Here is a 26,534-nt window from a genome sequence, read left to right as displayed (position 1 = left end):
TTTAAATATCGAGGGTGCTCGCAGCTTGCGCCTCGACGACCCTGTTGCGGCCCGCCTGCTTGGCCGATTGGAGCGCTTCGTCGGCCCGCTTGAACAGGCTGACGGTGCTGTCTTCGGCTCGGATGGTGGTCACGCCCAGGCTGGCCGTCAGTTGCAGCACGGCCCGTTCCGTCTTGACGGGCAGCACTTCGACGGCGGCGCGGATGCGCTCGGCCACCATCAGCGCATCGGCCAGGGTCGTGCGCGGCAGCTGGATGGCGAATTCGGCGCCGCCCAGGCGGCCCATCAGGTCGCTGTCGCGCAACTGCTGGCGGCAGGTGTCGACGATGGTTTTCAGCACCGCATCGCCGACCGGATGGCCATAGCTGTCGTTGACTCGTTTGAAGTGGTCGATATTGAGCACCACCAGCGCCGTCGGCAAGCCGGGCCGGCGCGCCAGCGCCATCCACGGCGCCAGCGCCTGGTAAAAGCCGCGCCGGTTCGGCACGCCCGTGGCCGCGTCGAGCACTTCCAGGCGCGCCAGCTCGCCGCCCAGTTTTTCACGCGACAGCAGCAAATAGCCGAAAGCGTTCGTCAGCATCATCAGGTACAGGGCGCCGAAGCCGGCCAGCTGCAGCAGCTCCGCGTCAAAAGCCGGGATGGTGGCGGCCAGCACGCCGCGCGCGGCGATCAGCAAGGACAGCAGACCCATGCTGACGACGAGGAAGCGGCGCAGCATGCTCGCCTCGCGCCATTTCAGGCACAGCGCGGCCACACCGGCGAGGAAGAAGCCGGCGACGATCAGCGAACCGCCGGCGCTGCGCAGCAGCGGCGCCACGTCGAACAGATAACAGGCGGCAAACAGCCCCACCGACACACCCAGCGCCGGCAAGACATAGCGGCGCCAGCCGCTGCGCCCGGCCGCCTGCCACAGCGCGCCCGCGTCCAGGGCCATGCCGGCAAACAGCAGGCTGTTGCCCAGCAAGATGGAGAGGGAATCGGGCAGCACGCCGCGGAAATACAGCAGACACCAGGCCACGGCCTGGCATTGCTTGGCCACCGCCCAGGTGGACATGCTGAGCGACTTCTTGCGCTCGTACTCGAAGAAGAACAGGGCCGCGCACAGGCTCAGGTTGCCAAGCGCCAGGGCCAGTACCAGGGTCTTGATATCCATGGGCTACGCCGTCGCCGCGCAGGCGCGGCACGCCAGCTCAGATTTCGTGCTCGACATTGGTACTGCCGTCGCCGACCTTGCTGGCCCAGGCCTGCACGAAATACTGCTTTTCCACTTCGCTGGGAACTTCATGCCAGAAGACGATGAGGGTGCCCTTGTGGTCGTGGATTTGCGCCACTTTTTCAATGAAACCGACATTGCCGGCCTGGTCGGCCAGCGCCGCCGCGTAGCCGTACACGCGCGTCAGCCGCTCGATGCGGTCAGGCTCCGTAAAACTGTTCGTCGCCGTAATGATGGGGTGATCCAAAAACATGCTTGTCTCCATGGTGCCCGACTGCGCAGCCGTGCCGCCGCGCGCCGTATGCATATACATATACGCATGCTCGGCGCGGATTAATCGGGTATGCTCACGGGAGCTTATCAGATTTCTCTGAATGCAACAAAGCATCTCCCCCAGTCCACTCAGCGAAGTCGTCCCATGCCGGAAAACAGAAGCACCACCCCGCCTGCCCCGCAGGTGCATACCTGTGGCGACCGGCGCCGCCTGGAATTCCAGCCCGGCATGATCCAGAGCGAAATGCTGCTGTCGCGCCCCGGCCATCTGCTGCTGCGCTACGCGCGCGCCATGATGTGCTTTACCCTGTTCGTGCCGCGCCCGCGGCACATCCTGATGGTGGGACTGGGCGGCGGCTCGCTGCTGAAATTCTGCCACCGCCACCTGCCCGATACGCGCATCACGGTGCTGGAATTGCGCGCCGACGTGATCGCCCTGCGCGAGCAGTTCATGCTGCCGCCCGACGATGCGCGCCTGCGCGTCATCGAGACGGACGCCGTCAGCTATATCCGCCAGCATCCGGGCTGCGCCGACGTGCTGCTGCTCGACGGCTACGACGAAACGGGCCTGCCGCCAGCCTTGGGCAGCGCGCGCTTCTATGCGGATTGCCTGCGCGCGCTGCTGCCCGGCGGCGTGCTGGTGGCCAACCTGTTCAGTTATGACGAGCACTACCCCGCCATGCTGGCGCGCCTGATGCTGACTTTCCGCGGCGCCGTGTGCCACTTCGACGGCATCGCCGGCAATAACCGCATCGTCTTCGCCGCCAAGCCCGAGCCGGGCCAGGACGCCGGCGGCCGCGCCATGCGCATGGTGCGCCTGGTGCGCTGGCGCCGGATGGCCGGCCTGTCTTTCCTGAACCGCTGGCTGCCGGCATGGCAGTTGTGGCGTGTGCGCCGCCGGTCAGGCAGCGACAACGACTGAAAGTCGTCTTCCCGGGTCATAGATATTGTTGCTTATTAGCAGTGTTTTGGTGCAAAATCAGCATGATGGATGTGGTTTATGACAAACTACGGCCTGCGTGGGGCCGGCAGGCGCCGCCGAACCCATGTGTCCATGAAGTGAGATAGGAAAAACCATGCTGCGTGGCCGCCTGCCATTGTCGATTTCCGCCGCGGCCGCGCTGACCTTTGCCTGCGGCGTCAGCGTGACGGCCGTGCTGTTTGCCGCCATCAGCCAGCTCGAATACGACAAGATGGGCCTGAGCCTGCAGCAGCGCGCCGGCGCCAGGGTGGCCGCCATCGAGCAGGGGCTCGACGACGCGGTCGAGGTGCTGACCACGACGAACCAGCTGTTTGCCGCCGTCGTGCCCGTCACGCGCGAACAATTCCACGACTTCACCACGCCGCTGCTGCAGCGCCACCCCTTCATCCAGGCCTTCAATTTCCACCGCATCGTGCCGCATGCGCAGCGCCCTGCATTCGAGGCCGAACTGCGGCGCATCGTGCCCGGCTACGCCATGACGGAAATGCGCGATGGCGTCGTCGTGCCCGCCACCACGCGCGCCAGTTACCTGGTGGTCGATTACCTCGAACCCTTGCAGGACAACGGCCCCGCCTTCGGCCTGAACGTCAGCCCGAGCGGGGTGCTGGCGCGCGCGCTGGAACAGGCGATCATCAGCGGCCAGACCACCGCCACCGGTCTGCTGGCCCTGGCGCAAGGGCCGCAACGGGGCTTCGTCATCGTGCGTCCCGTCTACCGCCACGGCGTGCCCCTGCAAACGATAGCGCAGCGGCGCGCGGCGCTGATCGGCGATACGGCCGTCATCGTGCGCGCCGGGGAACTGGTGCAGAAAATCCTTGCCGGCGCCGACCTGCTGGGCGACTCGCAGCTTGAACTCAGTGTCTACGCGGACGCCGGCGCCGACCCGCGTCAATTGATCTTCCGCCACGGCCAGGCGCCCGTCGACGAGCCGGGCGGCGCCTGGGAGTCCTTGCCCCGCTGGCTGCACTTTGCCTACCACAACCATTATGACCGGGCCTTCACCTCCGCCGGCCGGCCCTGGCACGTGCGCGTGGTGGCCCATCCGCGTCCCTTCCTGGCCGACCATCTGGGCTCATTGTTTACCCTGATCACGGGCTTGCTGTTCAGCACGCTGACGGCCGCCTTCGTGCAGTCGCTGACGCAGCGCTCGCGCCGCGTGCAGCTGCTGGTGGAGCAGCGCACGGCCGACCTCAAGCGCAGCAACGAGCTGCTCAGCGCCGACGTGCGGGCGCGCCAGCGCACGGAGCGCGCCTTGCAGGAAAGCGAAAAGCGCTTCCGCCGCCTGCTGGCCCTGTCCTCGGACTGGTACTGGGAACAGGACGCCCATTTCTGCTTCACCCACATCACCAGCGGTTTCACGGACAAGTCGAACATGCCGCTGGAACGCTTCATCGGCATGACGCGCTGGGACAACAACGCGGAGATGCGCAATTCGCGCTGGGGCAAGCAGCATATCGCCAACCTGGAAGCGCACCTGCCCTTTTCCAACCTCGAATATGCGATGCAGGACCGCGACGGCCAGCTGCGCTGGTTCAGCATCAATGGCGAACCGCTGTTCAACGAGCTCGGTGAATTTCGCGGCTACCGGGGCACGGGCTCCGAAATCACGGAACGCAAGCTGGCCGAGCAGCAAATCCAGCACATCGCCCACCACGACGTGCTGACGGGTTTACCCAACCGCGCGCTGCTGCGCGACCGCCTGGCGCAGGCGATGGCCCTGTCGCGCCGCAAGAACCGCGCCTTGTGGGTGCTGTTGATCGACCTCGACCGCTTCAAGTTCGTCAACGACAGCCTCGGACACAAGGCCGGCGACCTGCTGCTGAAAACCATCGCCACGCGATTGCAGGCCAGCCTGCGCGAAAGCGATACGGTGGCGCGCCTGTCGGGCGACGAATTCGTCGCCATCCTGTGCGAACAGGCCGACGAAGTGCTCAGCGGCGCCATCGTGCAGCGCGTGATGGATGCCGTGGCCCAGCCCGTGCTATTGGACGGCAAGGAATTCTTCGTCACCTGCAGCATCGGCGTGGCCGTGTACGACATGTCGCGCTACGACGCGCCTGGCGACGTGACCCTGAATGGCGAGACGCAGAACCTGATCGAGCAGGCCGACATCGCCATGTACTGCGCCAAGAAACAGGGCCGCAACAACATCAAGTTCTACACAACGGCCATGAATCAGGCCACGCTGGAGCGCCTGCGCATCGAGACGGCGCTGCGCAATGCGCTCGAACGCGAGCAGTTCGTGCTGCATTACCAGCCGCAGGTGGACCTGGCCAGCGGACGCATCGTCGGCGTGGAAGCGCTGCTGCGCTGGCAGCATCCGGATCTGGGCATGGTGGCGCCGCAGCGCTTCATCGCGCTGGCCGAAGACACGGGCCTGATCGTGCCGATCGGCGCCTGGGTCATGCGCGAAGCGTGCGCGCAGGTGAAGCGCTGGCATGCGGCGGGACTCGACACCTTGCGCCTGGCCGTGAACCTGTCGGCGCGCCAGTTCAACGAGCCGAACCTGGTGGCCTCGATTGCTGAAGTGCTGCTGGAAACGGGCCTGCCGCCCGCCTGCCTGGAACTGGAACTGACGGAAAGCCTGTTCATGCACGATGTGGCGCTGGCCGTCAGCCAGCTGCACGACATGAAGGCGCTGGGGGTGCAGCTGTCGATCGACGACTTCGGCACCGGCTATTCCAGCTTCGCCTACCTGCGCACCTTCCCCATCGACGTGCTGAAGATCGACCGCAGCTTCGTCGGCGACGTGGCGCGCGACGCGGACGACGCGGCCATCGTCGTCTCCATCATCGCCCTGGCGCACAATCTGAAACTGCGCGTGGTGGCCGAAGGCGTGGAAACGGCCGAGCAACTCGACTACCTGCGCCGCCATGGCTGCGACGAAGCGCAAGGCTATTATTTCAGCCGGCCGCTGCCCGCGCATGAAGTGGAAGCCCTGCTGCGGGCGGAAGAAACGCCCGTCACACAGTAGCCGGCGGCGGCACCCTGGCGCCCAGTTGCAGCTCCTGCCAATCGGGCTCAATGCCCGCCTGCGCCAAAAACGACGCCACATCCGATGCGCGGGCCGGGTCGATATCCTGTTGCGGATGCGCCCACAACAGATCGCACTCCGAGCAAACGATCACCTGTTGCCCCGTTTTGCGGATGGTCGCATGCAGCAGGTCGCCATATTCGCCGCAGGTGGGGCACTCCATGCTCTTCTCCTTCATGCCCGGCCTTACAGCTTCTGTTGCAGGAATTCGAGGAAGCAGCTGATGCGCTGCGCCAGCTGCGTATTGCGGTAATACACGGCGTGGATCTGCTGCCGGTAGCCCGTATAGAACGGCTGCAGCACCTGCACCAGCCGGCCGGCGGCGATGTCGTCCTTCGTCATGAAGTCGGACAGGCAGACGATGCCCTGGTCGTGCAGGGCCAGCTGGCGCAGGGTTTCGCCGCTGGAGGCGGCCAGCGCGGGCACGATCTGCAGGCTGTTGCCCGCTTCGTGGCGCAGCGGCCAGTTATTCCCCAGTTCATATTGCGCAAAGCCCAGCAGCGCATGGCCGGACAGCGCTTCCGGCGTGGCCGGTTCGCCGTGGCGCGCCAGGTAGGCGGGCGTTGCCAGCACGTGCAGCGGACTGGCACTGAGCGGGCGCGCATGCAGGGTCGAATCGACCAGGGCGCCGATGCGGATGGCGATATCGGTGCGGTGCTCGAGCAGGTCGGCGATCTGGTCGTTGCTGGTCAGTTCCAGGCGGATGTCCGGGTACATGGCGCGAAATTCCGCCACGTGCGGCACCACGCAATGGAGCATGAAGGGCGAGGCGGCGTCGACGGACAGGCGCCCGGCCGGTTTCTGGCGGCGGATGCGGATCGATTCCTCCACGTCTTCCATCGACGCGAGAATGGCGCGCGCCTTGTCGAGGAACAGCTGCCCCTCTTCCGTCAGCTCCATGCGACGCGTGGTGCGCGTCAGGAGCGAGGTGGCCAGCTTGTCTTCCAGGCGTGACAGGGCGCGGCTGACGCCCGACGTGGTTTGCCCCAGGTGCACGGCGGCCGCGCTCAGGGTGCCGCTGTCGATGACGGTGACAAAGATTTTCAGGTCGTCCGAATTGATATCCATTGTTGCCTTATTGTTGTGCTACTTTCACATATCGCGCCATTATAATGGAATAGCGGCAACAGTGAAGGCGGCAGCCAACGTCAGGCAACGTAGAACAAAATGGCGATAAAATGGCAGCTACTGCCGGCCAGCACGAACAGGTGCCAGATGCCGTGGCCATGGCGCAGTTTGTGGTCGGTGGCATAGAAAGCGATGCCGCCCGTGTAGCACAGGCCGCCTGCCACCAGCCACAGGAAGCCGTTCCACTCGAGCGCCGCCAAGAGCGGCTTGATGCCGATGACGATCAGCCAGCCCATGGCCACGTATATCACCAGCGACAGGATGCGCGCGCCTTTCGCGTACACATACTCCTGCACGATGCCAAACAGGGCCAGGCCCCAGACGACGCCGAACAGCGACCAGCCCCACGGCCCGCGCAGGGTCACCAGCATGAAGGGCGTGTAGGTTCCCGCGATGAGCAGGTAGATGGCGCAGTGGTCGAGCCGCTGCAGCACGACCTTGGCCTTGCCGCGCACGCTGTGGTACAGAGTGGATGTCAGGTACAGCGTGAGCAGCATGGCCGCATACACGCTGCAGCTGACGATTTTCCACGGGTCGCCCGTGCGGGCCGCCACGACGATCAGGATGACGCCGCCGATGGCCGCCAGCGCGGCGCCCACCACATGGGAAATGCTGTTGAAGCGTTCGCCGTGGTACATGCTTAAGCCGAGCGTATCGAGACGCAGCAAAATTCCGGGGTCAGACCCGCCGGGACTCGGCGTCCCCGTCCGACCCCAGCCCTTGCTTTCGGGGCTTCAATCAAGCCGCTTCCGCCTTCTTGCGTGCAGGACGGCGTGCCGGCGTCTTGCGCGGCGCCTTGGCTGGCTTGTCTTCCGCCGCGACAGCCACTTCGACCGGAGCAGGCTCAATCACAGGTGCAGCTTCCACTACCGCCTCAACCGCCTTCTTGGCAGGCTTCTTCGCCGCTGCCGCCTTGCGGGCCGGCGTGCGCGGCTTTGCCTTTGGCTTCGCTTCCACTACCGGCTCAGGTACAGGTTCAGGCATGGCTTCGACAACCGGCGCGACCTCGACTTCGACGACTTCGGCGCGCGCTTCGCGGGCGCCATCGCCATTCTTGCGGCCGCCGCGGCCATTGCGGCGCGAGCCACGCTTGGCGTTGCCTTCTTCCGCCACCACCTCGGCGACGGCTTCGGCTACCTCGTGCTGTACCTCCGGCTGCGGCGCCGGCGCGTACGGCTCGACGACGTCTGTTTCCGCGTCGGCCACCGGCACGAAAGCCTGTGGCGCGGACTCGCCGCGGCGCTGCTCGTTCTGCTTGCGGCCGCCACGGCCATTGCGGCGCGAATCGCGGCGGCTGCCGCCATCGCGCTGATTGCCCTCTTCCGCCGCCATGCCGGTCTCGCCAGCCACGATGGCTACGCTGGCGACTTCGCCATTCACGGGCGCGGCGACAGGCACCAGGCCGCTGCTGCGGTAGACGTAGGCGCCCGATTTTTCATCGCGGCCAAATTCCAGCAAGCCGCGCGTCTGCGCTTCTTCCAGCAGGTTGCCGAAGGTGCGGAAACCATAGTACGACTCGCTGAAGTCGGGCTTGCGGCGCTTGATCGCTTCTTTCAGCATCGAGGCCCATATCTTGCCGCTGTCGCCACGTTCGGACACCAGCGCATCGAAGGTGGCAACGGCCATCTCGATCGCCTCCGTCTTGCGCGACTCGTATTTTTCCTTGCGGCGCACTTCTTCGTCCGGCGAACGCTTGGCCGCCGGAGTTTCGCGCGCATCGCGCTTGGCGGCCGTGCGGCGGCTTTCGCGCACCAGGTCATCGTAGAAAATGAATTCGTCGCAATTGGCCACCAGCAGGTCGGAGGTCGACTGCTTGACGCCCACGCCGATCACCTGCTTAGCGTTTTCGCGCAGTTTCGACACGAGCGGCGAAAAGTCGGAATCGCCGCTGATGATGACGAAGGTGTTGACGTGGGCCTTGGTGTAGCACAAGTCCAGCGCATCGACCACGAGGCGGATGTCGGCCGAATTCTTGCCGGACTGGCGCACGTGGGGAATTTCGATCAGTTCGAAATTCGCCTCATGCATGGTGCCCTTGAAACTTTTATAACGGTCCCAGTCGCAATATGCCTTCTTGACAACAATGCTGCCCTTGAGCAGCAAGCGTTCGAGGATGGGCTTGATATCGAATTTTTCGTAATTTGCATCTCGCACGCCGAGCGCGACGTTCTCGAAGTCGCAAAACACGGCCATGCTGAGGTTTTCTGGGGATGACGCCATAAGGGTGAATTCTCGCTGATGATAAGGGCGGACGGGAAGCGCAACGCCTCCCTTTTCGCCTAGTATATTCGCCCATCCCCCGTTTCGGCGACAACTATCGTGCGCGGCAGCCTATTGCGCACCGCCGGCGGCGCTCGCGCTGGCGCCGGCGACGGGCCAAACGACGCTTTCATCGACCGAATACAGCTGGCACGGCACGCTGCTGCGCCGCTGGCACGAGGCCAGCGCGCGCACGTCGGGGCTTTCGCCCTCCTCGGCCCAGCCCCAGGCGCCGCTGGCCGACAGGGCAAAGGCGCGCGGCGCGGTTTTCTCCAGAAAGTCGCGGTAGGCGGCGCGGCCCTGCTCTTCCAGGTAAGGCACGGCGGCGATATCGTCCTGCGGCGCGAAATGCGTGGCCGGCGGCGATGGCGCATCGGCCACGCGGTAGACCTGGCGCACCGGCATGCCGATTTTCTGCAGGAAGCGCTCGGTGGCGGGCAGCCACACGGCCACGCCATCGCGGCTGCCCAGGGTCAGGTGGGCGTCGCGCTTGAACGGGCCATAGGCGACCAGCTGCGCCTGCCCGCCGGACCCCGTAAACGAGCGAAACAGGCGCCGCGCCAGGGCCGGCCCGAAATACGAGTCGTTGGCGCCATACAGCCACAGGCTGGGAATGTGGTTGTAAGCGCCCATCGTGGCAAAGGACTTGGCCAGCGCCGCTTGCCAGTCGCAGCCGGGCATGTCGACGCGCAGCCCGCCGGAAAAATTGAGCACGCCGCGCACGCCGGGCACCACCCGGGTGGCCAGCGCCAGCGCCGCCATGCCGCCATACGACTGGCCCGCGACGACGATGCGCTGCGGGTCGACCCAGCTCTGGCGGCGCGCGTACGCGAGCGCGGCGAGCATGTCGCGCGCCTGGCCCTGGGCGTTGCCCAGCATGTCGCAGCCGACATCGCGGTAGGCGCCCGTGGAACGGGCAAAGCCGGCGCGCATGGGCAGCATCACGGCATAGCCGCGGCGCACGAACTCGGTGGCCATATAGATAAAGCGCTCGCGCTGCTGCAGCCTTGCCGGCCCGGCTTGCTTGCCGTGATTCATCAGCAGCAGGGGAAACGGGCCGGGGCCGGCGGGACGGAACACCGTCGTTTCCAGCGTCTCGCGCAAGCCGTCGCCGGCCGGCAGCATGATGACTTGCTCGTTCAGGCGTGCATCGAGCGGCAATGGCGTGGGGACAAGCTGGGCTTTCAGGGGCAAGCAAAAAAAACTGAGCAGCAAACCCGGGAAAAGAGGGCGAAGCAGGTGAAAAATGGCGGACTCCGTGGATGACTTCCCTGCCAGTCTAGACAGTGAAATGCCACAGAACAATATAAAAAAATTACGTGACGCACATATTTTTTGCGGCAACCACCTGTGGGAAGAATTGTTGCCTTGCACCAACCACTTTTTCCGATGGCGGGAGTAAACTGGAAGCCTACTGAAGGAGTTGCCATGTCCATATCCGCCCTCACCACCGGCACCTCGGGGCTGACCGCCAACCAGCGCGCGCTGGATGTGGCCGCCAACAATATCGCCAATGCGAATACGCCGGGTTTCCAGCCGCAGCAAGCCCAGTTCCAGGAGTCCAGCCCGGCCGGCACGGGCGTCACCCTCTCCGTCGAAGGGCGCAAGCTGGCGGCCAGCGAAAGCGTCAGCGGCGCCAACGCGAATGCGGCCAAGGCGGCCGAAAGCCGGCCGAACGGCGTGGGACTCGCGTCCGAGCTGACGGATAACCTCGTCTACAAGGCCGGCTTTAATTTGTCGGCGAATGTCGTCAAGGCGGCCGACCAGGCCCTGGGCAGCCTGATCGACGTCAAGACTTAAACACGGCGACTATCGACAAGATAGTTTAATTTTTCATTTCCAGCGCCAACGGCGCCAGCGCCGGTTGAATCAGCGCCAGCAGCCGTTCGGCCGGAATGCCGTCGCGCGCCTGCACCGACAGGCCATGCAGCAAGGCCGCATAATAGTCGCCCAGCGCCTGCACGTCCGCCTCCCCTTTCAATTCTTCTGCCAGCTGCGCCGCGCGCAAACGCTCGATGACGGCTTGCGTGCGCGCGCGGCGGTGCTGCGCCAGCCAGTCGGCGATGCCCGCGTTGTCCGCGCTCGTGTTCGTGGCGGCCGTGACCACCATGCAGCCTTGCGGCTGGCCGCTGCGCGTGTACAGCAGCACGGCTTCTTCCAGCATGCGCGCCACCGCGTCGCGCACATTCAGGCTGGCGGCCAGCGCGTGCACGGCAAACGCGCCTTCTCCCGTTTCATACAGTTCCACGGCTTCGCGGAACAGCTGCTCCTTCGAGCCGAACGCCGCATAGATGCGCGCCGAGGCGATGCCCAGCGCCGCCACCAGGTCGGCCATCGACACGCCCTCGTAGCCGCGCGTCCAGAACGCATCGCGCGCTTTTTCCAGCGCCAGCGCGCGGTCAAATTCCCTCGGTCTTCCTGCCATTTTCATCCTCTGCTTGCGAACTGGCGGCCAGTATAACGCCTGGCACCCGCAGCGCATTCGCGATTTATTTTGCATGACCGCCTTGACCGCGCAAAAAATTTCGCCTATTCTTTGTCGATCGACAAACAATAGGAGCCGATATGAAAACCATTCAAGGACCGAGCCTGCATCTGGCACAATTCGCCGCCGACACGGCGCCCTTCAACACCCTGCCCGCCATCGCCGAGTGGGCGGCCGGCATGGGCTTCAAGGCCCTGCAGATTCCCGCCTGGGATGCGCGCCTGTTCGACGTGGCGCAGGCCGCGCACAGCCAGCAATACTGCGACGATCTGGTCGCCATGCTAGCCGGCCATGGCCTCGTCATCAGCGAACTGACGACGCACATCTTCGGCCAGCTGGTGGCCGTGCATCCGGCCTACGACGCGCTGTGCGACAGCTTCGCGCCGGAACACCTGCACGGCCAGCCGGCCGCGCGCACGGCGTGGGCCATCGAGCAGGTCAAGCTGGCGGCCATGGCCTCGAAGCGCCTGGGCCTGACCGACATGGGCACGTTTTCTGGCTCGTTCGCCTGGCCATATTTATTCCCGTTCCCGCAGCGTCCGCCCGGCCTGATCGAGACGGCCTTCGACGAACTGGCGCGCCGCTGGCTGCCCATCCTCGACGTGTGCGAGGAACAGGGCATCAACCTGTGCTACGAAATCCACCCCAGCGAAGACCTGCATGACGGCATCAGCTTCGAAATGTTTTACGAGCGCGTGGGCCGCCATCCGCGCTGCAAGATGCTGTTCGACCCCAGCCACTTCGTGCTGCAGCAGCTGAACTACCTGGAATTCATCGACATCTACAAGGACCATATCCGCATGTTCCATGTGAAGGATGCGGAGTTCAATCCGACGGGGCGGCAAGGCATCTACGGCGGCTACCAGTCGTGGGAAAACCGCGCCGGGCGTTTCCGTTCACTCGGCGATGGCCAGGTCGACTTCAAGGCCATCTTCTCGAAGATGGCGCAGAACGACTACGCGGGCTGGGCCACCCTGGAGTGGGAGTGCTGCCTGAAGGACCAGGAAGTGGGCGCGCGCGAAGGCGTGGCCTTCATCAATGCCCACATCATTCCCGTCACGGACAAGATCTTCGACGACTTCGCCGGCGCCCCCGTCAGCGCAGAGCAGATCCATACCCTGCTGGGCATCCAGCACAACTAATCAAGGAAACCATATGAACGACTTCATTCACGACTACGTCCGCATCGACGGCCAGCGCCTGCATTGCGTCATCGCTGGCGAAGGCAAACCCGTGCTGCTGATCCCCGGCTGGCCGCAAACCTGGTATGCATGGCGCCACGTGATGGCGGCGCTGGCCGCCAACGGCTATCAGGCCATCGCCATCGACCCGCCGGGCAGCGGCCATTCGGACCGTCCGGCCGGCGGCTACGACACGGGCGCCGTGGCAACTACCCTGCACCGCGCCATGCTGGCCCTGGGCCACGCGCAGTACGACGTGGTCGGCCACGACATCGGCATGTGGGTCGGCTACGCGCTGGCCAGCGATTTCCCGCAAGCCGTGACGAAACTGGCGCTGACGGAAGCCGTCATTCCCGGCCTGGCGCCCGCGCCGCCGATTTTTGTCGCGCCGTCCGACAACATCTTCCTGTGGCACTTCATGTTCAACCAGGTGCTGGACTTGCCGGAAATGCTCACGGCAGGCAAGGAGCGCGAGTACATCCGCTTCATCTTCGACCGCTGGTCGTACCGCCGCGACAAGGTGGCCGTCGACGTGTATGCGGACGCCTACGCCACGCCGGGCGCCCTGCGCGCCGGTTTCGCCTACTATCGGGCCATCCCCGAAACCATCCGGCAAAACCTGGAGCGGGCGAACAAGAGCCTGGCCATGCCGGTGCTGGCCATCGGCGCCGACCACGCGACCAACGACGCGCCCCTGCTGACCATGCAGGGCAAGGCGGACAATTTGCAAGGCGCCATCGTCGCCGAATGCGGCCACTTCATCATGGAAGAACAGCCGGAGGCGTTCATCGCCCACCTGCTGCCCTTCCTGGCGGGAGAACCAGTGTGAGTCTCGATCCGCTGATCGCCGCCTGGCTGGAACAGACAAAAGATGCACCGCCGCCCGCCTCGCTGGCACACTTGCGCGCATCCACGGAAACGGGCTTGCGCCAGTTGCATGGGCCATTGGAAGACGTCGCGGCCATCAAGGACTACGTGCTGCCCGGCGAGCATGCGCTGGCCGTGCGCGCCTACGTGCCGGCCGGCGCGGACACGGACCAGCGCTTGCCGGCCATCGTCTTCGCGCATGGCGGCGGCTGGTGTCTGTGCTCGCTGGACCTGTACGACAACCCGTGCCGCGCGCTGGCCAACGCCACCGGCTGCGTGATCTTTTCCGTCGATTACCGGCTGGCGCCCGAGCACAAGTTCCCCGTGCCGCTAGCCGATTTTTACACGGCGCTGTGCTGGGTCGCCGAGCATGCGGCGGCGCTGGGCATCGATGCGCGGCGGCTGGCGGTGGGTGGCGACAGCGCGGGTGGCAACCTGGCGGCAGCCGCCGCCCTGATGGCGCGCGACCAGGCCGGCCCCGCGCTGGCGCACCAGTTGCTGCTGTACCCGGCGCTTGATTTTGCCTTCGATACGCCGTCCTACCAGCGCCATGCGGAAGGCTTTTCGCTGACCCGCGAGGCCATGCGTTTTTGCTGGTCGGCGTACCTGAATGAACCGGCCGATGGCATGCAGCCTTACGCGGCGCCCCTTCGGGCAAGTACGCTGAAGGACTTGCCGCCGGCGACCGTGCTGGTATGCGAGTACGACCCGCTGCACGACGAGGGGATTACGTATGCACAGCGGCTGCGCGACGATGGCGTGGCGGCCGAGTGCGTGCAGCTTGACGGCATGATCCATGCGGCTATGCACATGCTGGGCCTGACGCCAGCGGCGCGGGGATTGTTCGACGTGGCGGGCCAGGCGATGAAAAAAGCACTGGCAATGTAAGAAAATCGGCCGCCGGGGATGGCTCCACGGCGGCCGACCTTGTTACTTCCTTATTCCACCAGCTTGCGCACCTCGATACCGTTCAGCCACTTCACATGGCGCGGCCCCGTACGGATATCCTTGGCCGAGATCAGCGCGATCTCGCCATCGTTGTCATCGAGCGCCTTGCCGTTTTTTTCGTAGTAGACGATGATGCCTTCGCCGGCCGGAGAGTTATACAGCTCACCCCAGGAAAACACCACCGCGTAGCCATCGGTGGCCGTGGCGATGATGGCGAGCTTCTTGACGTCGTTGTGGCCCGGTGCATCGAGCACCGCCTTATCGAGAATGTCGCGCAGGCGCACGCCTTTGTAACTGGTGATGGTTTCGGCCTTGTCGCCATTGTGGCGCGTGACGGCGATTTCCCCGCCGTTGGCCGGCGGCAGCTGGCGCAGGTCGGCCACCTTCAGGGTCAAGGGCGTTGCCACCTTGCCCGTGACAGTCAGCGCGTGGCTCATATTGTCGCGCGCCGGCGCCGGGTCGGCCCACGCGGGCGCCGCCGCCAGCAACGAGGCCGAAGCAAAACCGGCGAATATTTTCTTCAACATGCTGTGTCCTTTCATGGAACGATCAAAAAATCAGAACTGGTATTGCGCATTGGCCAGCCACGTGCGGCCCGCGCTGGGGAAACCGTCGGCCAGCGCGTAATTGCGGTCAGCCAGGTTCGCCACGCCCGCTTCCAGGGTCAAGGCTGGCAAGGGCCGGACCACGGCCTTCAGGTTCAGCGTCGCAAAACCACCGAGCTCCAGGGTGTTCGACACCCAGCGCCCGCTGTTCGATTCCGCAATGGCCACCACGTCGACCTGGCGCGAAGCGTGCAGCACGGCATGCGCCGTCAGCTTGTGGCGCGGCACATCCGTCAGGCGCATGGCGCGGTCGCTGACGTTCTGCATGTCCGTGTAGGTGTAGTTGCCACCCCAGTCCAGCCAGGCGCCGGCGCGCCCGCGCAAGCCCAGTTCCACGCCGCTGATGTACGCCCTGCCCGCGTTGCGCATCTGCGCACGCACGCCCGCCACGTTCGCCACGCTCTGGATCTTGTCCTTCACGTCGCTGTAGAACAGCGCCGCTTCCAGGCTGGCGCCCTGCGCGTTTCCTTGATATCCCAGCTCATAGTTGATCGCCTGTTCCGCACGCAAGGCCGGATTTTCGATATACGTGCCCAGGCGCTGCGAGTAGCGATCCTTCAGTGTCGGCAGGCGCGACTTGCGCGCCACGGTGGCATATACCTTCGCCTCGGGATGCAATTGATGGAACACGCCCGCCTGCAAGTCGGTGGCCGACTGATTCTCCGGCAAGGTATAGGCATTGCCGGCGCTGTAGACGGTGTCGGGGCGCAGTGCATTGCGCGACACGCCCAGCGACAGTTCCGTCGCCGCATTGAGGGCGATGCTGTCTTCCGCGCCCAGGGTCCACAAGGCATCCTTGTACCAGGTGGTGCGCACGCCTTTGCCATCGCGTTCCTGGTGTTCATCGGCCTTGTAGCTGGCCACCACACGCAGGCTGTGCGCGGCCAGGCGGAACGATTCGAGTTCCACCGCGCCGCCATTCGTGCGGTCGTTATAGATGCTGCGCCCGCCGCTCACGCTGCCCTGGCCACTCGCCTTGAGGGTGCTGTAGCTGCCGTTCGTGTAGGACGTGATTTCATTGTCGTAGCTGTCGTGGTACAGGCGCAGTTTCAAACGCTCGGCTTCGCCCAAGCGCGTCTGCGAGACGAAATACACGCTTTCCTTGTTCCAGTACGGCCATTGCCAGTAGCGCGCGCCGACGGGATTCGTCGATGGCGGCTGGCCCTTTTCGCCATGCTGCTTGTAGTAGCTGAGCGCATACTCATCACCAAACTGCGCATCACCGCCCGTGGGCGTGTAGCCCACCTTGAACGACAGCTTGTGATCCTTGCGATATGAGTTGTTACGCATGCCGCCGTCTTCCGTGGCCGTCGGGCGGAAATCGGACGACAGGGGAAAGCCGTCGCTGTCGATATACGACACGCCCGCCTGCAGATACCACAGACCCTGGTTCGTGCCCACGTTGGCCGAGACCTGGCGTTCGCTGCCCGAGCCGAATCCCACGGACACATCGCCTTCCGTCAACGCCGTCGGCTTGCGCGACACCAGGTTGATGGCGCCGCCCAGGGTATTGGCGCCGTATGCCACGGAGCTAAACCCTTTTGCCACCTGGATGGCGGCCAGGTCGCTCGTCGTGAAGCGGTTGAAATCGACATAGCCGTCATACGGCACGTAGACGGGAATGCCGTCGATGTACAGCGGCACCTGGCGCGCATCGAAGCCGCGGATGGCGACGGTTTTTTCGTTGCGCGCATTCGTCGACAGCGATACGCCCGACAGCAGATTCAAGGCGTCGCCCACGTTGTCGCGGTTAAAGCGGCGCATCTCGGCGCGGCTCACTTGCGATCCCACCTGCTGTTCCATCTGCACTGCCTGCTCGCGCTGGCCGACCACCGTTACCGTGCCCAGCACGAACGGCGCCGCCGCATCCGCGTCTTCCTTGCCGGCGGCCTGCTGCGCCAGCGCCAGCATCACGGCGCCCGCCATTACCTGTTTCAACATCGTCGTTAATCTTTCTTTCTCGTTATATATCGCTTTATATAGCGATATGCAAAAAAATACAAAATCGGTCACTCGTGCAGCGGCCGCCATCCAACAGCGCAATATACAGACGTATATAACGATACTCAAGCGACGAGGCCACAAACCGCTGCGCAGGTCAATTTTCGAAGAAAAATTCATGCACAATTTCATGCACTGCACCATTTCGCTGTGCGAACGAATGTTTCACAAAACGGTTGACACGTCCCCTTTGGCTAGGCAAACTGGTTTCCAGGGAGCTTGAAAATGAATGCAAATATGACAAATATTCAGACTGCGGCAGATCCGGAACTGATCGTCTTTGGCGATGACGAGGAAGGCAAGGACCGCCAGTTCGTCAACGCGCTGGCGCGCGGGCTGGAAGTGCTGCGTTGCTTCCGTCCCGGCGAAGTCTATCTGTCGAATGCGGACATGGCCAAGCGCACGGGCATCCCGAAACCGACGATTTCGCGCCTCACCTACACGCTCACCAAACTCGGCTACCTGAACTATTCGGACAGTCTGGGCAAGTACCAGCTGGGCGCCGGCGTGCTGGCCCTCGGTTACCGCATGCTGTCGAACCTCGACGTACGCAAGATGGCGCGCCCCCTGATGGAAGAACTGGCCGAACATGCGCAAGCGTCCGTGTCGCTGGGCACGCGCGACCGCCTCAGCATGGTCTACGTGGAGACGTGCCGCAGCAGCGCCAACGTCACCCTGCGCCTCGACGTCGGCTCGCGCATCCCCCTGATGACGACGGCCATGGGCAAAGCCCTGCTGTGCATCCTGCCGCAGGCCGAGCGCGACTACCTGATGGACCACGCCAGGGTGCACGAGACGGAACGCTGGCCGCGCATCAAGGCCGGCATCGAACAAGGTTTCAAGGATTATCAGGACCGGGGCTTTTGCATTTCGGCCGGCGAGTGGCAGAACGACGTGCATGCCGTGGGCGTGCCCATGCTGGGAGCGGATGGCGAACAGGTGATGGCCTTCAATTGCGGCGGCCCCGCCTTTTTGCTGTCGCGTGAAAAGCTCGAATCGGACCTGGGGCCGCGCCTGGTCGCCCTCGTCAAGACAGTGGAAAAAAACCTGGGCCGCGGTTAGACTGCGCGCCCCCTCTCAACATCGCCTACGAGGACCCTGATGATACGCGACGAAGAAACCCTGAACATCCTGCTCGACAGCATCGCCCGTTTCGTGCGCGAAGTGCTGGTGCCGAACGAGGCGCTGGTGGCGGAAACGGATACGATCCCGCCCGCCATCGTGGCGCAGATGCGCGAACTGGGCCTGTTCGGCCTGTCCATTCCCGAAGCCTACGGCGGCCTGGAACTGAGCATGGAAGAGGAAGTGCGGGTCGCCTTTGAAATTGCCCGCACCTCGCCCGCCTTCCGTTCGCTGATCGGCACCAACAACGGCATCGGCTCGCAAGGCATCGTCATCGACGGCACGGAAGCGCAAAAACAATACTACCTGCCCAAGCTGGCGGCCGGCGACATCATCGGCTCCTTCGCCCTGACGGAAGCGGGATCCGGTTCCGATGCGGCCTCGCTGCGCACGACGGCCGTGCGCGATGGCGATTTTTATATCCTCAACGGCAGCAAGCGCTATATCACCAACGCGCCAGAGGCCAGCATTTTTACCGTCATGGCCCGCACGGATCCCGTCAAGCGGGGCGCCTCGGCCATTTCCGCCTTCATCGTGGAAAAGGATACGCCGGGCCTCTCGCTGGGGAAAATCGACAAGAAGATGGGCCAGCAAGGCGCGCATACCTGCGACGTGATCTTTGAAAACTGCCGCGTCCCGGCCGCAAACGTCATCGGCGGCAAGGAAGGCGTGGGTTTTAAAACGGCCATGAAAGTGCTCGACAAGGGCCGCCTGCACATCGCCGCCGTCTGCGTGGGCGCGGCCGAACGCATGCTGGCCGACGCGCTGGCCTACGCCATGGAGCGCCAGCAGTTCGGCCAGCCCATCGCCGAATTCCAGCTGATCCAGGCCATGCTGGCCGACAGCAAGGCGGAGATTTATGCGGCGCGCAGCATGGTCCTCGACGCGGCGCGCCGGCGCGACAACAAGGAAGACATTTCGACGGAAGCGTCGTGCTGCAAGCTGTTCGCCTCCGAAATGTGCGGCCGGGTGGCCGACCGCTCGGTACAGATCCACGGCGGCGCCGGCTACATCAGCGAATACGCGGCCGAGCGCTTCTACCGCGACGTGCGCCTGTTCCGCATCTACGAAGGCACGACGCAGATCCAGCAGATCGTCATCGCCCGCAACATGATCAAGGCAGCGCAAAAGTGAAGGAGGCCGCGATGGACATCCCTGCCCTGCTGGCCGGCTTGCCGGCGCGCCTGTCGGCCATCCCCGCCTACTGGGCCGCGCGCGCACCGGACGCGCCGGCGCTGCATGAAGGGGGCCGCAGCTGGACTTACGCGCAGCTGCAGCACGGTGTGGAAAACGCAGCACAGCTGCTGCGCCAGCTGGACGTGCGTGCCGGCGACCGCCTGATGGTGGTGGGCGAAAATGGCGCGCTGCAGGTGGCGCTGATTTTCGCGGCCGCCAGCATCGATGCGTGGATCGTCAACGTCAATGCGCGGCTTTCAGCGCGCGAGATCGACACCATTGCCGCGCACAGTTCCGCGCGGCGCGTGCTGTTCCTGGCCGGCGCCTCGCCGGAAGCGGCCGCGCACGCGACGCGGCGCGGCGCCAGCCCTGTCACCGTCGATGGCATGGGCGAGCTGCTGGCGGGAAAGTTGAACGAAGCGTCCATTCCGGAAGCCTGCGTGCCCGGCAACGAACAGGTGGCCGCGCTGATCTACACGACGGGCACGACGGGGCAGTCGAAAGGCGTGATGCTCACGCACCGCAACCTGCTGTTCATCGCCGCCGTCTCCAGCACCCTGCGTGGCCTGACCAGCACCGACCGCGCCTACGGCGTGCTGCCGATTTCGCACGTGTACGGCCTCGCCTCGGTGGCCCTGGGCACCTTGTACGCGGGCGCCGCTTTATATCTGGTGCCGCGCTTTTCCGTCGACGGCCTGCTGGCCGCATTGAAAGACGATGAGTTGACCATCGTGCAGGGCGTGCCCGCCATGTACGCCAAGCTGCTGCAAACCCTGGGCGGCGCGGAAACTCCTTTGCCCACGCGGCTGCGCTTTGCGTATGCGGGCGGCTCGCCGCTGGCGCCGTCGCTCAAGCACGAGGTGGAAAAGCTGCTGGGCACCGCGCTGCACAATGGCTACGGCATGACGGAAAGCGCGCCCACCATCAGCCAGACGCGCCTGGAAACGCCGCGCCGCGACGATTCCGTCGGCATGCCGATTCCCGGCGTGGAAGTGCGCGTGGTGGACCTCGCCGGCCTGGACGTGGCGCCGGGCGAACCGGGAGAATTGTGGATACGCGGGCCGAACATCATGGCCGGCTATTACCGCGAGCCGGCCATGACGGCGGCCACCATGCGCGACGGCGGCTGGCTGAACACGGGCGACATGGCGCGCCAGGATCCGGACGGGGCCCTCTTCATCGTGGGCCGCACCAAGGAACTGATCATCCGCTCCGGCTTCAATGTGTATCCGCTGGAAGTGGAAACGGCCCTGAACGCCCACCCGTCCGTGGTGCAGTCGGCCGTGGTGGGACGCACTGTGGACGATGGCAACGAGGATGTCATCGCCTATGTGGAGCTGGATCCGCGCCAGCCCGCCAGCGTGGCACAATTGCAGGCGTGGCTGGCGCAGACGCTGTCGCCATATAAATGCCCGTCCGCCATCATCGTCATGGATGCGCTGCCGGCCGCCGCCACGGGCAAGATTTTAAAGGGGCAGCTGCGGCAAATGGCGCAGAATGCACGATAAGTTGACCATGTAGTACCAGACCCGACAATAAAACCAAGCCACATCACCGGAGGAGACACGATGAAACGCACCTACACACGCATCGCCATGGCAGCGCTGGTTGCCAGCGCCTGGATGACGCAGGCCAGCGCCGACGAATTCCTGGTCGGCGCGGAAATCCCGCTGACGGGCAACCTGGCGCGCGTCGGCGCCGGCATGCAGGAAGGGATCATGGTCGCGGCCGAAGTCTTCAACAAGACCAACGGCAAGCACACGATCAAGATCATCACCGTCGACGACGAATCGGCGCCCGCCAAGGCCATCGCCGCCGTGGAAAAGCTGGCCAGCCAGGGCGTGGTGGCCATCACGGGCGGCTATGGCTCGAACAATATCTCGCCCGCCTCGGACACGGCGAATAAACTGGGCCTCGTCTACATCACCTCGGGCGGTGTGGACGACAGCCTGGTGACCAGCGGGCGCAAGAATTTTTTCCGCATCAATAACACGGCCGGCTACGAAAAAGCCATGCTGGGATTGCTGCAGGACGTGGGCGCGAAATCCGTCTCCATCGTGTATTCGACCAAGGACGCGACCACGGGCCTGGCCAAGGATGTGGAAAAGGCCCTGGCCGCCAAGGGCGTGAAAGTGACGACGCACTCGTTCGACCCGGCCATTACCGACTTCAAGCCCATCATCAACAAGATCAAGCTGCAGGATAAATCGGAAGTCGTCGCCATGGTCGGCTACGAAAACGACTACGTGGGCATCATCCGCGCCGCCCGCGTCCTGAAACCAAAAATCAAGGCCATGGTGGGCGTGTGGTCGCTGGCCACGCCGAAAATGGCGGCCGATTTCCCCGACCTGATGCCGAACGTGTTCGGCACCGCCCTGCTGCCCTTCCCCACGGAATTCAAGACGGCCGACGGCAAGGCTTTCAGCGACGCCTACAAGCAGCTGTACAAGAAGGAACCGGACTACCTGGGCCAGTTCGGCTATGTGCAATCGATGCTGCTGTTCGAAGCGATCGCGCGCGCGGCCGACAAGGGCACGCTCAAGAAAGGCGGCGTGGCCGAGGAAATGCGCAAGACGGACCGCGAAACCCTGATCGGCCGCGTGCAGTTTGCCGCCAATGGCGACAATCAGAACTTTGTGCACCGCATGGCGCAGCACCAGGACAAGAAAGTGGTGATCGTCTGGCCGAAGGAACACGCGACGGGCAAGCTGGCCTATCCCGCCCTGCCCTGGTAACAGCAGCCTCCCGCTGCACACGCGCGCGCCTGCCGGGCGCGCACCGATGAACGGCAGTCCTGGCGCAGCTTCGCGTTGCGCCAGGGAGGCCTGACGGGATGACGACATGACAGAATTAATCTTGCAAGCCCTGTATTCGGGCTTGCTGCAGGGGGGCTCCTACGCCCTGATCGCACTGGGACTGGCGCTGGTCTTCGGCACCATGAAAGTGATCAACCTGGCCCACGGCGAACTGGTGCTGCTGGCCGCCTACATCGCCTACAGCGTGGAGTCCGGCCTGGGCCTGGGGCCCATGTTCGCCATTCCCATCGCGCTGGTGATCGTCAGCCTCACGTCCGTCGGCGTGTACCTGATCGTCAGCCGCATCAAGAAGGACCGCGAAATCAATTCGCTGATCCTCACCTACGGCATCGGCGTCATCCTCACCAATTTCATCCTGCTGGTCTGGAAGGCCGACATCCGCTCGACGTCGTCAAGCTGGCTGCAGGAAGGGTTTGAAATCGGTCCGTTTTTCAGCATGCGCAGCGAAGTGATTTTCTTTGGCGTCAGCCTGGTGCTGATGGCGGCCCTGTGGCGCTGGTTGTCGACCAGCTGGTATGGCCGCGCCGTGCGGGCCGTGTCCAGCAACCGCGACGCGGCCAAGCTGATGGGCATTGACCCGGGCCGCACGGAACTGGTGTCGTTTTTAGTCGCCGGCATCCTGGCTGCGTTTGCCGGCGTGGCCCTGTTCAGCTATGGGGTGATCCAGCCCGCCTACGGCGGCGCGCTGACGGTGAAAGCCTTCATCATCACGGTATTGGCCGGCATCGGCTCGATTCCCGGCGTGCTGCTGGCCGCCGTGCTGCTGGGCGTTGCCGAAGCCCTGACCGTTACCCTGGCCAGCTCCGCGCTGCAGGAATTGTCGGGCATGGTGCTGTTCCTGCTGGTGCTGTTCATCATGCCGAACGGCTTGTTCGGCGCACAACGGAGGCGCGGATGAAGCGCTCGACACTGATCTCCACGGCGGGCCTGCTGCTGGCCGCCTACATCGCCGTGCCGCTGGCCCTGGGCGCCAACCAGTATGTGATGAGCATGGTGGTGGCGGCCCTGATCATCGGCGGCGTGGCCATGTCCTGGGCCCTGCTGGGGAACCTGGGCGGCATGGTCAGCTTCGGCCACGCGGCCTTCTTCGGCGTGGGCGCGTATGTCTCCGCGCTGGCCACCGTAAAACTGGGCCTGCCCGTGTTTGCCGCCATGCTGCTGGGCGGCGCGGGCGCGGCCATCGCCGCCGTCATCATGCTGCCCGTGCTGCGCCTGCGCGGGCCGTATTTTGCGCTGGCCATCCTCGCCTACGCGCACATCTTCCGCATCCTGGCCACGGAATGGAGCTCGGTGACGGGCGGCGCCGGCGGCATCAACAATATTCCCACCTTGCCCACCGTCTTGGGCTTCGATCTGGCCAGCAAGACGGGCGCCTACCTGGTCGTGCTGACCCTGGTGGTGGCATGCGCATTTGCCTATAGCCGCATCCGTGCCAGCCATTACGGCATCGCCCTGCGCGCCATGCACGACAGCGAAGACGCCACGCGCGTCGTCGGCGTCAACAGCACCTTGCTGAAAGGCGCGATGCTGCTCGTGTCGGCCTTCATGGCGGGCCTGTTCGGCGCCTTCAACGCCCACTACATCAACTTCCTGGAACCGGACTACGCCTTCAACAGCCTGTGGGTGACGTTGCCGATCGTGGCGGCCATCTTCGGCGGCTACCGCACGATACTCGGCCCCGTGCTGGGCGCCGTGGTGGTCTACCTGGTCGACCAGCTGATCTTCAAGTCGCTGATCCCCACGGGCCACCAGCTGGTGCTGGGCGTGCTGCTGGTGGCGATGATCGTCTTCAGTCCGAACGGCTTGCTGCCGCTGCTCCGCAAACTGTTCAACGCGAAGGAGAAAGCACATGCTTGAACTCGATAATGTGTCCGTGCGCTTCGGCGGCCTGACGGCCGTCGATTCCGTCACGTTAAAAGTGGGCAGCCACGACGTGATCGGCCTCGTGGGCGCGAACGGCGCCGGCAAGACCACCCTGTTCAACGCCATTTCCGGCTTGGTGCGCCCCACCAGCGGCAGCATCCGCTTCGAGGGACGCGACATCATGGCCACGCCCATGTACCAGCGCGCCCGCCTGGGACTGGGGCGCACCTTCCAGATTCCGCAACCGATGCATGAACTGACGGTGCGCGAAAACCTCGTCGTGGCGCAGCGCTTCGGCACCGGCAAGGTAGACCAGCGCAAGATCGATGAAATCCTCGATTTCACGAGCCTGGCGGACAAGGCCGGGCGCGACGCGGCCAGCGAACTGGCGCTGACGGAATTGAAAGCGCTGGAAGTGGCCAAGGCGCTGGCGACGAACCCGAAGCTGCTGCTGCTCGATGAAGTGCTGGCGGGCCTGGAAACGAACGGCAAGCGCCGCTTCATGGGCATGCTGAAGGACTTGCACGGCGCCTTTGGCGTGGGCATCGTCATGATCGAGCACGATATTGAAACCATCAGCAATCTGTGCCAGCGCGTGGCCGTGCTCAATTTTGGCCAGCTGATCGCCGATGGCACGCCGGACGCCGTCTTCCGCGATCCGGCCGTCATCGAAAGTTATACAGGGGCAGCCCATGCTTGAGATAGAAAACCTGCGCGCCGGCTATGGCGCCATCAATGTGCTGTGGGACGTGTCGCTGTCCATCCAGAAGGGCAAGCTGACCACCATCATCGGCCCGAACGGCGCCGGCAAGACCACCCTGCTGCGCGCCATCATGGGCTTGCTGCCCGTGGGCGCGGGCAGCATCGCGCTCGATGGCCAGTCCATCAACGGCACGCCGACGTGGAAGATGAGCGACGCGAGGGTGACGATGATACCCGAGGGGCGCATGACCTTCCGCGACATGAGCGTGGAAGAAAACCTGATCATGGGCGCGTTTCCGAAGGAGCACCGCAGCCACATGCCGGCGCGCCTGGCCGAAGCCTACGCCATGTTCCCGCGCCTGCACGAACGGCGCAAGCAGCTGGCCGGGTCACTGTCGGGCGGCGAAGCGCAGATGCTGGCCATGGCGCGGGGCTTGATGTCGGACCCGTCGCTGCTCATCATCGACGAGCCTTCGCTGGGACTGGCGCCGCTGGTGGTCAACGAACTGTTCGAGATCCTCGCGCGCCTGAACGACGGCAAGCGCACCATCATCCTCGTCGAGCAGAATACGGCGCGGGCCGTGGGCGTGGCCGACCACGTCTACCTGATGCAAAGCGGCAAGGTGGCGCTGTCGCAGGCGGCTTCCGAGGTCAACCTCGAGCACCTGCACGAACTGTATTTTGCGCGCTGAGTGATATCCGCTGCCTGCGGCTATTACTCCTCCTCGTCTTCGTCCTCGTCGGCCAGCTTGTCGAACACCAGCAGCTCACTCTTGCCCATTCCGGCCATCACGAAGGGATCGTCGGCAGGAAAGCGGCCCGTATCGACCAGCATGCGCAGTTTGCTCAAGCGCTCGCCCAGCGCCAGCGCGCGGGCCTGCGGATCGGCATCGTCGTGGGCATCGACGCCCGCATGCCCGATCGCGCGGGTCACGGACTCGGGAAACTCCCATAATTCGGCGATACGGACCGACAGGATGCGCGCTTGCGCAAACACCTGGGCGATGAAGGCGTCCGATTGCGGGAAGGCGTCGGGCGCATGCATCTGGTCGATCAGGCGGAACGCCACCACCAGGCCCACATTGGCCATCAATCCCGCCAGATAGGCGTCGAAGGCGTTGGCCTGCATGGCCGGTGCGACCAGATTGGCCGCCAGCGCGCATTTTTCGGACTGGCGCCAGATCAGCGGCGCCGTGCGTATGGTCAGTCCGCCGCTTTGCATGCTGACGATGGGACGGAAGGCGACGCGGGCCAGCAGCATGCGCATGCCGTTTTGCCCGAGCAGCATGATGGCACCTTCCATGTTGTTGATCGACGGGCTGGCGTTATAGCGCGAATGGTAGCGGGGCCGGTTCGCCTCGCGGTAGACTTCGGCCACCAGCAGCACGTCCTGGGCCAGCTGGCGCGACAATTCGGCCGCGCTCATGTTTTCATTTTGCAAGGTCCGCATCAACTGCGGAATGATGGCCGGAATGCGCGGTATCAGCGCGGCGCCGGCGATCGGCTCACTGGCCAGGCGCGTCAATTCGTCCAGAATCTGCTGCTCCGCCTGCTTTGTCGCCTGCGCCGAACCGGCGGCCGCCAGCCAGCGGTAGTAGGTGGCATCGATTTCGGTGATGCTGGCCGGCTGCCGTGCCATCTCGGGCGCCGCCGCTGCCGTGAGGGGCGCAAGTTTGTTTTTTTCGTCGCCGCCGTTCAGTAATTTTCCTATCCAACCCATTTTATTCTTCTAGTCCTATCTGCATCACTATCGCGACATCCGCCCCGCGATTTTACTTGATGACAGCCGTGCCGGTGCGGCGGGCGTGACCGGCGTTGTTCATCTGCCGCAAAGTGCTACAGTGGCGCTCTCGCAGCTTCCCTGCTTTGCAAGGTAAAT

General features: G+C 64.5%; 25 protein-coding genes. 14 read left to right on the top strand and 11 right to left on the bottom strand.

Annotated elements, in window-relative coordinates; translation table 11 throughout:
- Position 1: 1 nt before the first annotated feature.
- Together FG13_RS01405 and FG13_RS01400 are read right to left on the bottom strand one after the other, a co-directional pair.
- On the bottom strand, positions 2–1,153 hold the full coding sequence (locus FG13_RS01405; RefSeq protein ID WP_035817732.1) for a GGDEF domain-containing protein: 1,152 nt from the start codon (positions 1,151–1,153) through the stop codon (positions 2–4).
- Positions 1,154–1,190: 37 nt separating this feature from the next.
- Positions 1,191–1,466: a hypothetical protein gene (locus tag FG13_RS01400; protein ID WP_035826809.1), complete on the bottom strand. Its 276-nt coding sequence runs from the start codon at positions 1,464–1,466 to the stop codon at positions 1,191–1,193.
- A 165-nt stretch (positions 1,467–1,631) separates the two neighbouring features.
- Between FG13_RS01400 and FG13_RS01395 the strand changes: the two genes are divergently transcribed.
- Positions 1,632–2,408, top strand: a complete 777-nt coding sequence (locus FG13_RS01395; RefSeq protein WP_035817730.1) for a transferase spermidine synthase — start codon at positions 1,632–1,634, stop codon at positions 2,406–2,408.
- A 154-nt stretch (positions 2,409–2,562) separates the two neighbouring features.
- Positions 2,563–5,442 carry a bifunctional diguanylate cyclase/phosphodiesterase gene (locus tag FG13_RS01390; RefSeq protein ID WP_035817728.1) on the top strand — a complete coding sequence of 960 codons (2,880 nt, stop codon included), beginning with the start codon at positions 2,563–2,565 and terminating at the stop codon, positions 5,440–5,442.
- Here the strand turns inward: FG13_RS01390 and FG13_RS01385 are convergent.
- The 5 genes from FG13_RS01385 to FG13_RS01365 form a co-directional block, all read right to left on the bottom strand.
- Positions 5,432–5,680: a hypothetical protein gene (locus tag FG13_RS01385; RefSeq protein ID WP_161784136.1), complete on the bottom strand. Its 249-nt coding sequence runs from the start codon at positions 5,678–5,680 to the stop codon at positions 5,432–5,434. The two genes, FG13_RS01390 and FG13_RS01385, sit on opposite strands and share 11 nt — an antisense overlap.
- An 8-nt stretch (positions 5,681–5,688) precedes the next feature.
- Entirely contained in the window at positions 5,689–6,570 is an 882-nt protein-coding gene (locus FG13_RS01380; protein WP_035817724.1) for a LysR family transcriptional regulator, read from the bottom strand.
- Positions 6,571–6,650: 80 nt separating this feature from the next.
- The gene (gene trhA / locus FG13_RS01375) at positions 6,651–7,268 is read right to left on the bottom strand and encodes a PAQR family membrane homeostasis protein TrhA (RefSeq protein WP_035817723.1); all 618 of its coding nucleotides are present in this window, start codon (positions 7,266–7,268) and stop codon (positions 6,651–6,653) included.
- A 100-nt stretch (positions 7,269–7,368) separates the two neighbouring features.
- Complete coding sequence (locus FG13_RS01370; protein WP_081922363.1) at positions 7,369–8,850, bottom strand: NYN domain-containing protein; 1,482 nt, start codon at positions 8,848–8,850, stop codon at positions 7,369–7,371.
- Between the two features lie 111 nt (positions 8,851–8,961).
- Complete coding sequence (locus tag FG13_RS01365) at positions 8,962–10,083, bottom strand: dienelactone hydrolase family protein (RefSeq protein ID WP_035826805.1); 1,122 nt, start codon at positions 10,081–10,083, stop codon at positions 8,962–8,964.
- 234 nt (positions 10,084–10,317) lie between these two features.
- Between FG13_RS01365 and FG13_RS01360 the strand changes: the two genes are divergently transcribed.
- Positions 10,318–10,689: a flagellar basal body protein gene (locus tag FG13_RS01360; protein ID WP_035817718.1), complete on the top strand. Its 372-nt coding sequence runs from the start codon at positions 10,318–10,320 to the stop codon at positions 10,687–10,689.
- A gap of 25 nt (positions 10,690–10,714) precedes the next feature.
- Here the strand turns inward: FG13_RS01360 and FG13_RS01355 are convergent, their stop codons facing one another.
- A complete protein-coding gene (locus FG13_RS01355; RefSeq protein WP_035817714.1) occupies positions 10,715–11,314 on the bottom strand; it encodes a TetR/AcrR family transcriptional regulator in 600 nt (199 codons plus the stop codon).
- A 140-nt stretch (positions 11,315–11,454) separates the two neighbouring features.
- Here FG13_RS01355 and FG13_RS01350 point away from each other — a divergent pair, with 140 nt between their 5' ends.
- The 3 genes from FG13_RS01350 to FG13_RS01340 are packed head-to-tail and all read left to right on the top strand — an operon-like array spanning position 11,455 to position 14,310.
- The gene (locus tag FG13_RS01350; RefSeq protein WP_035817711.1) at positions 11,455–12,516 is read left to right on the top strand and encodes a sugar phosphate isomerase/epimerase family protein; all 1,062 of its coding nucleotides are present in this window, start codon (positions 11,455–11,457) and stop codon (positions 12,514–12,516) included.
- A 13-nt stretch (positions 12,517–12,529) separates the two neighbouring features.
- Positions 12,530–13,384, top strand: coding sequence for an alpha/beta fold hydrolase (locus FG13_RS01345; protein WP_035817708.1), 855 nt, complete (start codon positions 12,530–12,532; stop codon positions 13,382–13,384).
- The gene (locus tag FG13_RS01340; protein ID WP_035817706.1) at positions 13,381–14,310 is read left to right on the top strand and encodes an alpha/beta hydrolase; all 930 of its coding nucleotides are present in this window, start codon (positions 13,381–13,383) and stop codon (positions 14,308–14,310) included. Before FG13_RS01345 ends, FG13_RS01340 begins: the two co-directional genes overlap by 4 nt.
- 50 nt (positions 14,311–14,360) lie before the next feature.
- Here the strand turns inward: FG13_RS01340 and FG13_RS01335 are convergent, their stop codons facing one another.
- Complete coding sequence (locus FG13_RS01335; RefSeq protein WP_161784135.1) at positions 14,361–14,897, bottom strand: molybdopterin-dependent oxidoreductase; 537 nt, start codon at positions 14,895–14,897, stop codon at positions 14,361–14,363.
- A 30-nt stretch (positions 14,898–14,927) separates the two neighbouring features.
- Positions 14,928–16,916: a TonB-dependent receptor plug domain-containing protein gene (locus tag FG13_RS01330; protein WP_035817703.1), complete on the bottom strand. Its 1,989-nt coding sequence runs from the start codon at positions 16,914–16,916 to the stop codon at positions 14,928–14,930.
- Between the two features lie 297 nt (positions 16,917–17,213).
- Here FG13_RS01330 and FG13_RS01325 point away from each other — a divergent pair, with 297 nt between their 5' ends.
- From FG13_RS01325 to FG13_RS01290, 8 genes are all read left to right on the top strand, one after another.
- Positions 17,214–18,038 carry an IclR family transcriptional regulator gene (locus tag FG13_RS01325; protein WP_035817702.1) on the top strand — a complete coding sequence of 275 codons (825 nt, stop codon included), beginning with the start codon at positions 17,214–17,216 and terminating at the stop codon, positions 18,036–18,038.
- Between the two features lie 39 nt (positions 18,039–18,077).
- Positions 18,078–19,232 (top strand): acyl-CoA dehydrogenase family protein, encoded by a 1,155-nt coding sequence (locus FG13_RS01320; protein ID WP_035817700.1) that lies wholly within the window; start codon positions 18,078–18,080, stop codon positions 19,230–19,232.
- Between the two features lie 11 nt (positions 19,233–19,243).
- Positions 19,244–20,782 carry a class I adenylate-forming enzyme family protein gene (locus FG13_RS01315; RefSeq protein WP_035817698.1) on the top strand — a complete coding sequence of 513 codons (1,539 nt, stop codon included), beginning with the start codon at positions 19,244–19,246 and terminating at the stop codon, positions 20,780–20,782.
- Between the two features lie 60 nt (positions 20,783–20,842).
- Positions 20,843–22,009, top strand: a complete 1,167-nt coding sequence (locus tag FG13_RS01310; protein ID WP_035817695.1) for an ABC transporter substrate-binding protein — start codon at positions 20,843–20,845, stop codon at positions 22,007–22,009.
- Between the two features lie 106 nt (positions 22,010–22,115).
- Positions 22,116–22,988 carry a branched-chain amino acid ABC transporter permease gene (locus tag FG13_RS01305; RefSeq protein WP_035817692.1) on the top strand — a complete coding sequence of 291 codons (873 nt, stop codon included), beginning with the start codon at positions 22,116–22,118 and terminating at the stop codon, positions 22,986–22,988.
- The gene (locus FG13_RS01300; RefSeq protein WP_035817690.1) at positions 22,985–23,947 is read left to right on the top strand and encodes a branched-chain amino acid ABC transporter permease; all 963 of its coding nucleotides are present in this window, start codon (positions 22,985–22,987) and stop codon (positions 23,945–23,947) included. Before FG13_RS01305 ends, FG13_RS01300 begins: the two co-directional genes overlap by 4 nt.
- Positions 23,940–24,653, top strand: coding sequence for an ABC transporter ATP-binding protein (locus FG13_RS01295; protein ID WP_035817689.1), 714 nt, complete (start codon positions 23,940–23,942; stop codon positions 24,651–24,653). Before FG13_RS01300 ends, FG13_RS01295 begins: the two co-directional genes overlap by 8 nt.
- Entirely contained in the window at positions 24,646–25,347 is a 702-nt protein-coding gene (locus FG13_RS01290) for an ABC transporter ATP-binding protein (protein WP_035817687.1), read from the top strand. Before FG13_RS01295 ends, FG13_RS01290 begins: the two co-directional genes overlap by 8 nt.
- 23 nt (positions 25,348–25,370) lie before the next feature.
- On the opposite strand, the gene FG13_RS01285 is transcribed toward FG13_RS01290, so the two are convergent.
- Positions 25,371–26,375 carry an HDOD domain-containing protein gene (locus FG13_RS01285; protein ID WP_051958339.1) on the bottom strand — a complete coding sequence of 335 codons (1,005 nt, stop codon included), beginning with the start codon at positions 26,373–26,375 and terminating at the stop codon, positions 25,371–25,373.
- Between the last annotated feature and the right edge of the window lie 159 nt (positions 26,376–26,534).

The sequence above is a fragment of the Janthinobacterium sp. RA13 genome (genome assembly GCF_000745325.1).
Lineage (GTDB): Bacteria > Pseudomonadota > Gammaproteobacteria > Burkholderiales > Burkholderiaceae_D > Janthinobacterium > Janthinobacterium rivuli.
The sequence above is the reverse complement of the archived record's forward strand: the minus strand, read 5'-3'. Positions and strand labels throughout refer to the sequence as shown.

Coding starts and splice junctions, on each gene's coding strand:
- FG13_RS01325 (WP_035817702.1), top strand. CDS start 17,214: ATGACAAATATTCAGACTGCGGCAGATCCGGAACTGATCGTCTTTGGC.
- FG13_RS01390 (WP_035817728.1), top strand. CDS start 2,563: ATGCTGCGTGGCCGCCTGCCATTGTCGATTTCCGCCGCGGCCGCGCTG.
- FG13_RS01345 (WP_035817708.1), top strand. CDS start 12,530: ATGAACGACTTCATTCACGACTACGTCCGCATCGACGGCCAGCGCCTG.
- FG13_RS01405 (WP_035817732.1), bottom strand. CDS start 1,153: ATGGATATCAAGACCCTGGTACTGGCCCTGGCGCTTGGCAACCTGAGC.
- FG13_RS01395 (WP_035817730.1), top strand. CDS start 1,632: ATGCCGGAAAACAGAAGCACCACCCCGCCTGCCCCGCAGGTGCATACC.
- FG13_RS01300 (WP_035817690.1), top strand. CDS start 22,985: ATGAAGCGCTCGACACTGATCTCCACGGCGGGCCTGCTGCTGGCCGCC.
- FG13_RS01295 (WP_035817689.1), top strand. CDS start 23,940: ATGCTTGAACTCGATAATGTGTCCGTGCGCTTCGGCGGCCTGACGGCC.
- FG13_RS01335 (WP_161784135.1), bottom strand. CDS start 14,897: ATGTTGAAGAAAATATTCGCCGGTTTTGCTTCGGCCTCGTTGCTGGCG.
- FG13_RS01350 (WP_035817711.1), top strand. CDS start 11,455: ATGAAAACCATTCAAGGACCGAGCCTGCATCTGGCACAATTCGCCGCC.
- FG13_RS01380 (WP_035817724.1), bottom strand. CDS start 6,570: ATGGATATCAATTCGGACGACCTGAAAATCTTTGTCACCGTCATCGAC.
- FG13_RS01290 (WP_035817687.1), top strand. CDS start 24,646: ATGCTTGAGATAGAAAACCTGCGCGCCGGCTATGGCGCCATCAATGTG.
- FG13_RS01360 (WP_035817718.1), top strand. CDS start 10,318: ATGTCCATATCCGCCCTCACCACCGGCACCTCGGGGCTGACCGCCAAC.
- FG13_RS01330 (WP_035817703.1), bottom strand. CDS start 16,916: ATGTTGAAACAGGTAATGGCGGGCGCCGTGATGCTGGCGCTGGCGCAG.
- FG13_RS01305 (WP_035817692.1), top strand. CDS start 22,116: ATGACAGAATTAATCTTGCAAGCCCTGTATTCGGGCTTGCTGCAGGGG.
- FG13_RS01385 (WP_161784136.1), bottom strand. CDS start 5,680: ATGAAGGAGAAGAGCATGGAGTGCCCCACCTGCGGCGAATATGGCGAC.
- FG13_RS01370 (WP_081922363.1), bottom strand. CDS start 8,850: ATGGCGTCATCCCCAGAAAACCTCAGCATGGCCGTGTTTTGCGACTTC.
- FG13_RS01310 (WP_035817695.1), top strand. CDS start 20,843: ATGAAACGCACCTACACACGCATCGCCATGGCAGCGCTGGTTGCCAGC.
- FG13_RS01320 (WP_035817700.1), top strand. CDS start 18,078: ATGATACGCGACGAAGAAACCCTGAACATCCTGCTCGACAGCATCGCC.
- FG13_RS01285 (WP_051958339.1), bottom strand. CDS start 26,375: ATGGGTTGGATAGGAAAATTACTGAACGGCGGCGACGAAAAAAACAAA.
- trhA (WP_035817723.1), bottom strand. CDS start 7,268: ATGTACCACGGCGAACGCTTCAACAGCATTTCCCATGTGGTGGGCGCC.
- FG13_RS01400 (WP_035826809.1), bottom strand. CDS start 1,466: ATGTTTTTGGATCACCCCATCATTACGGCGACGAACAGTTTTACGGAG.
- FG13_RS01315 (WP_035817698.1), top strand. CDS start 19,244: ATGGACATCCCTGCCCTGCTGGCCGGCTTGCCGGCGCGCCTGTCGGCC.
- FG13_RS01355 (WP_035817714.1), bottom strand. CDS start 11,314: ATGGCAGGAAGACCGAGGGAATTTGACCGCGCGCTGGCGCTGGAAAAA.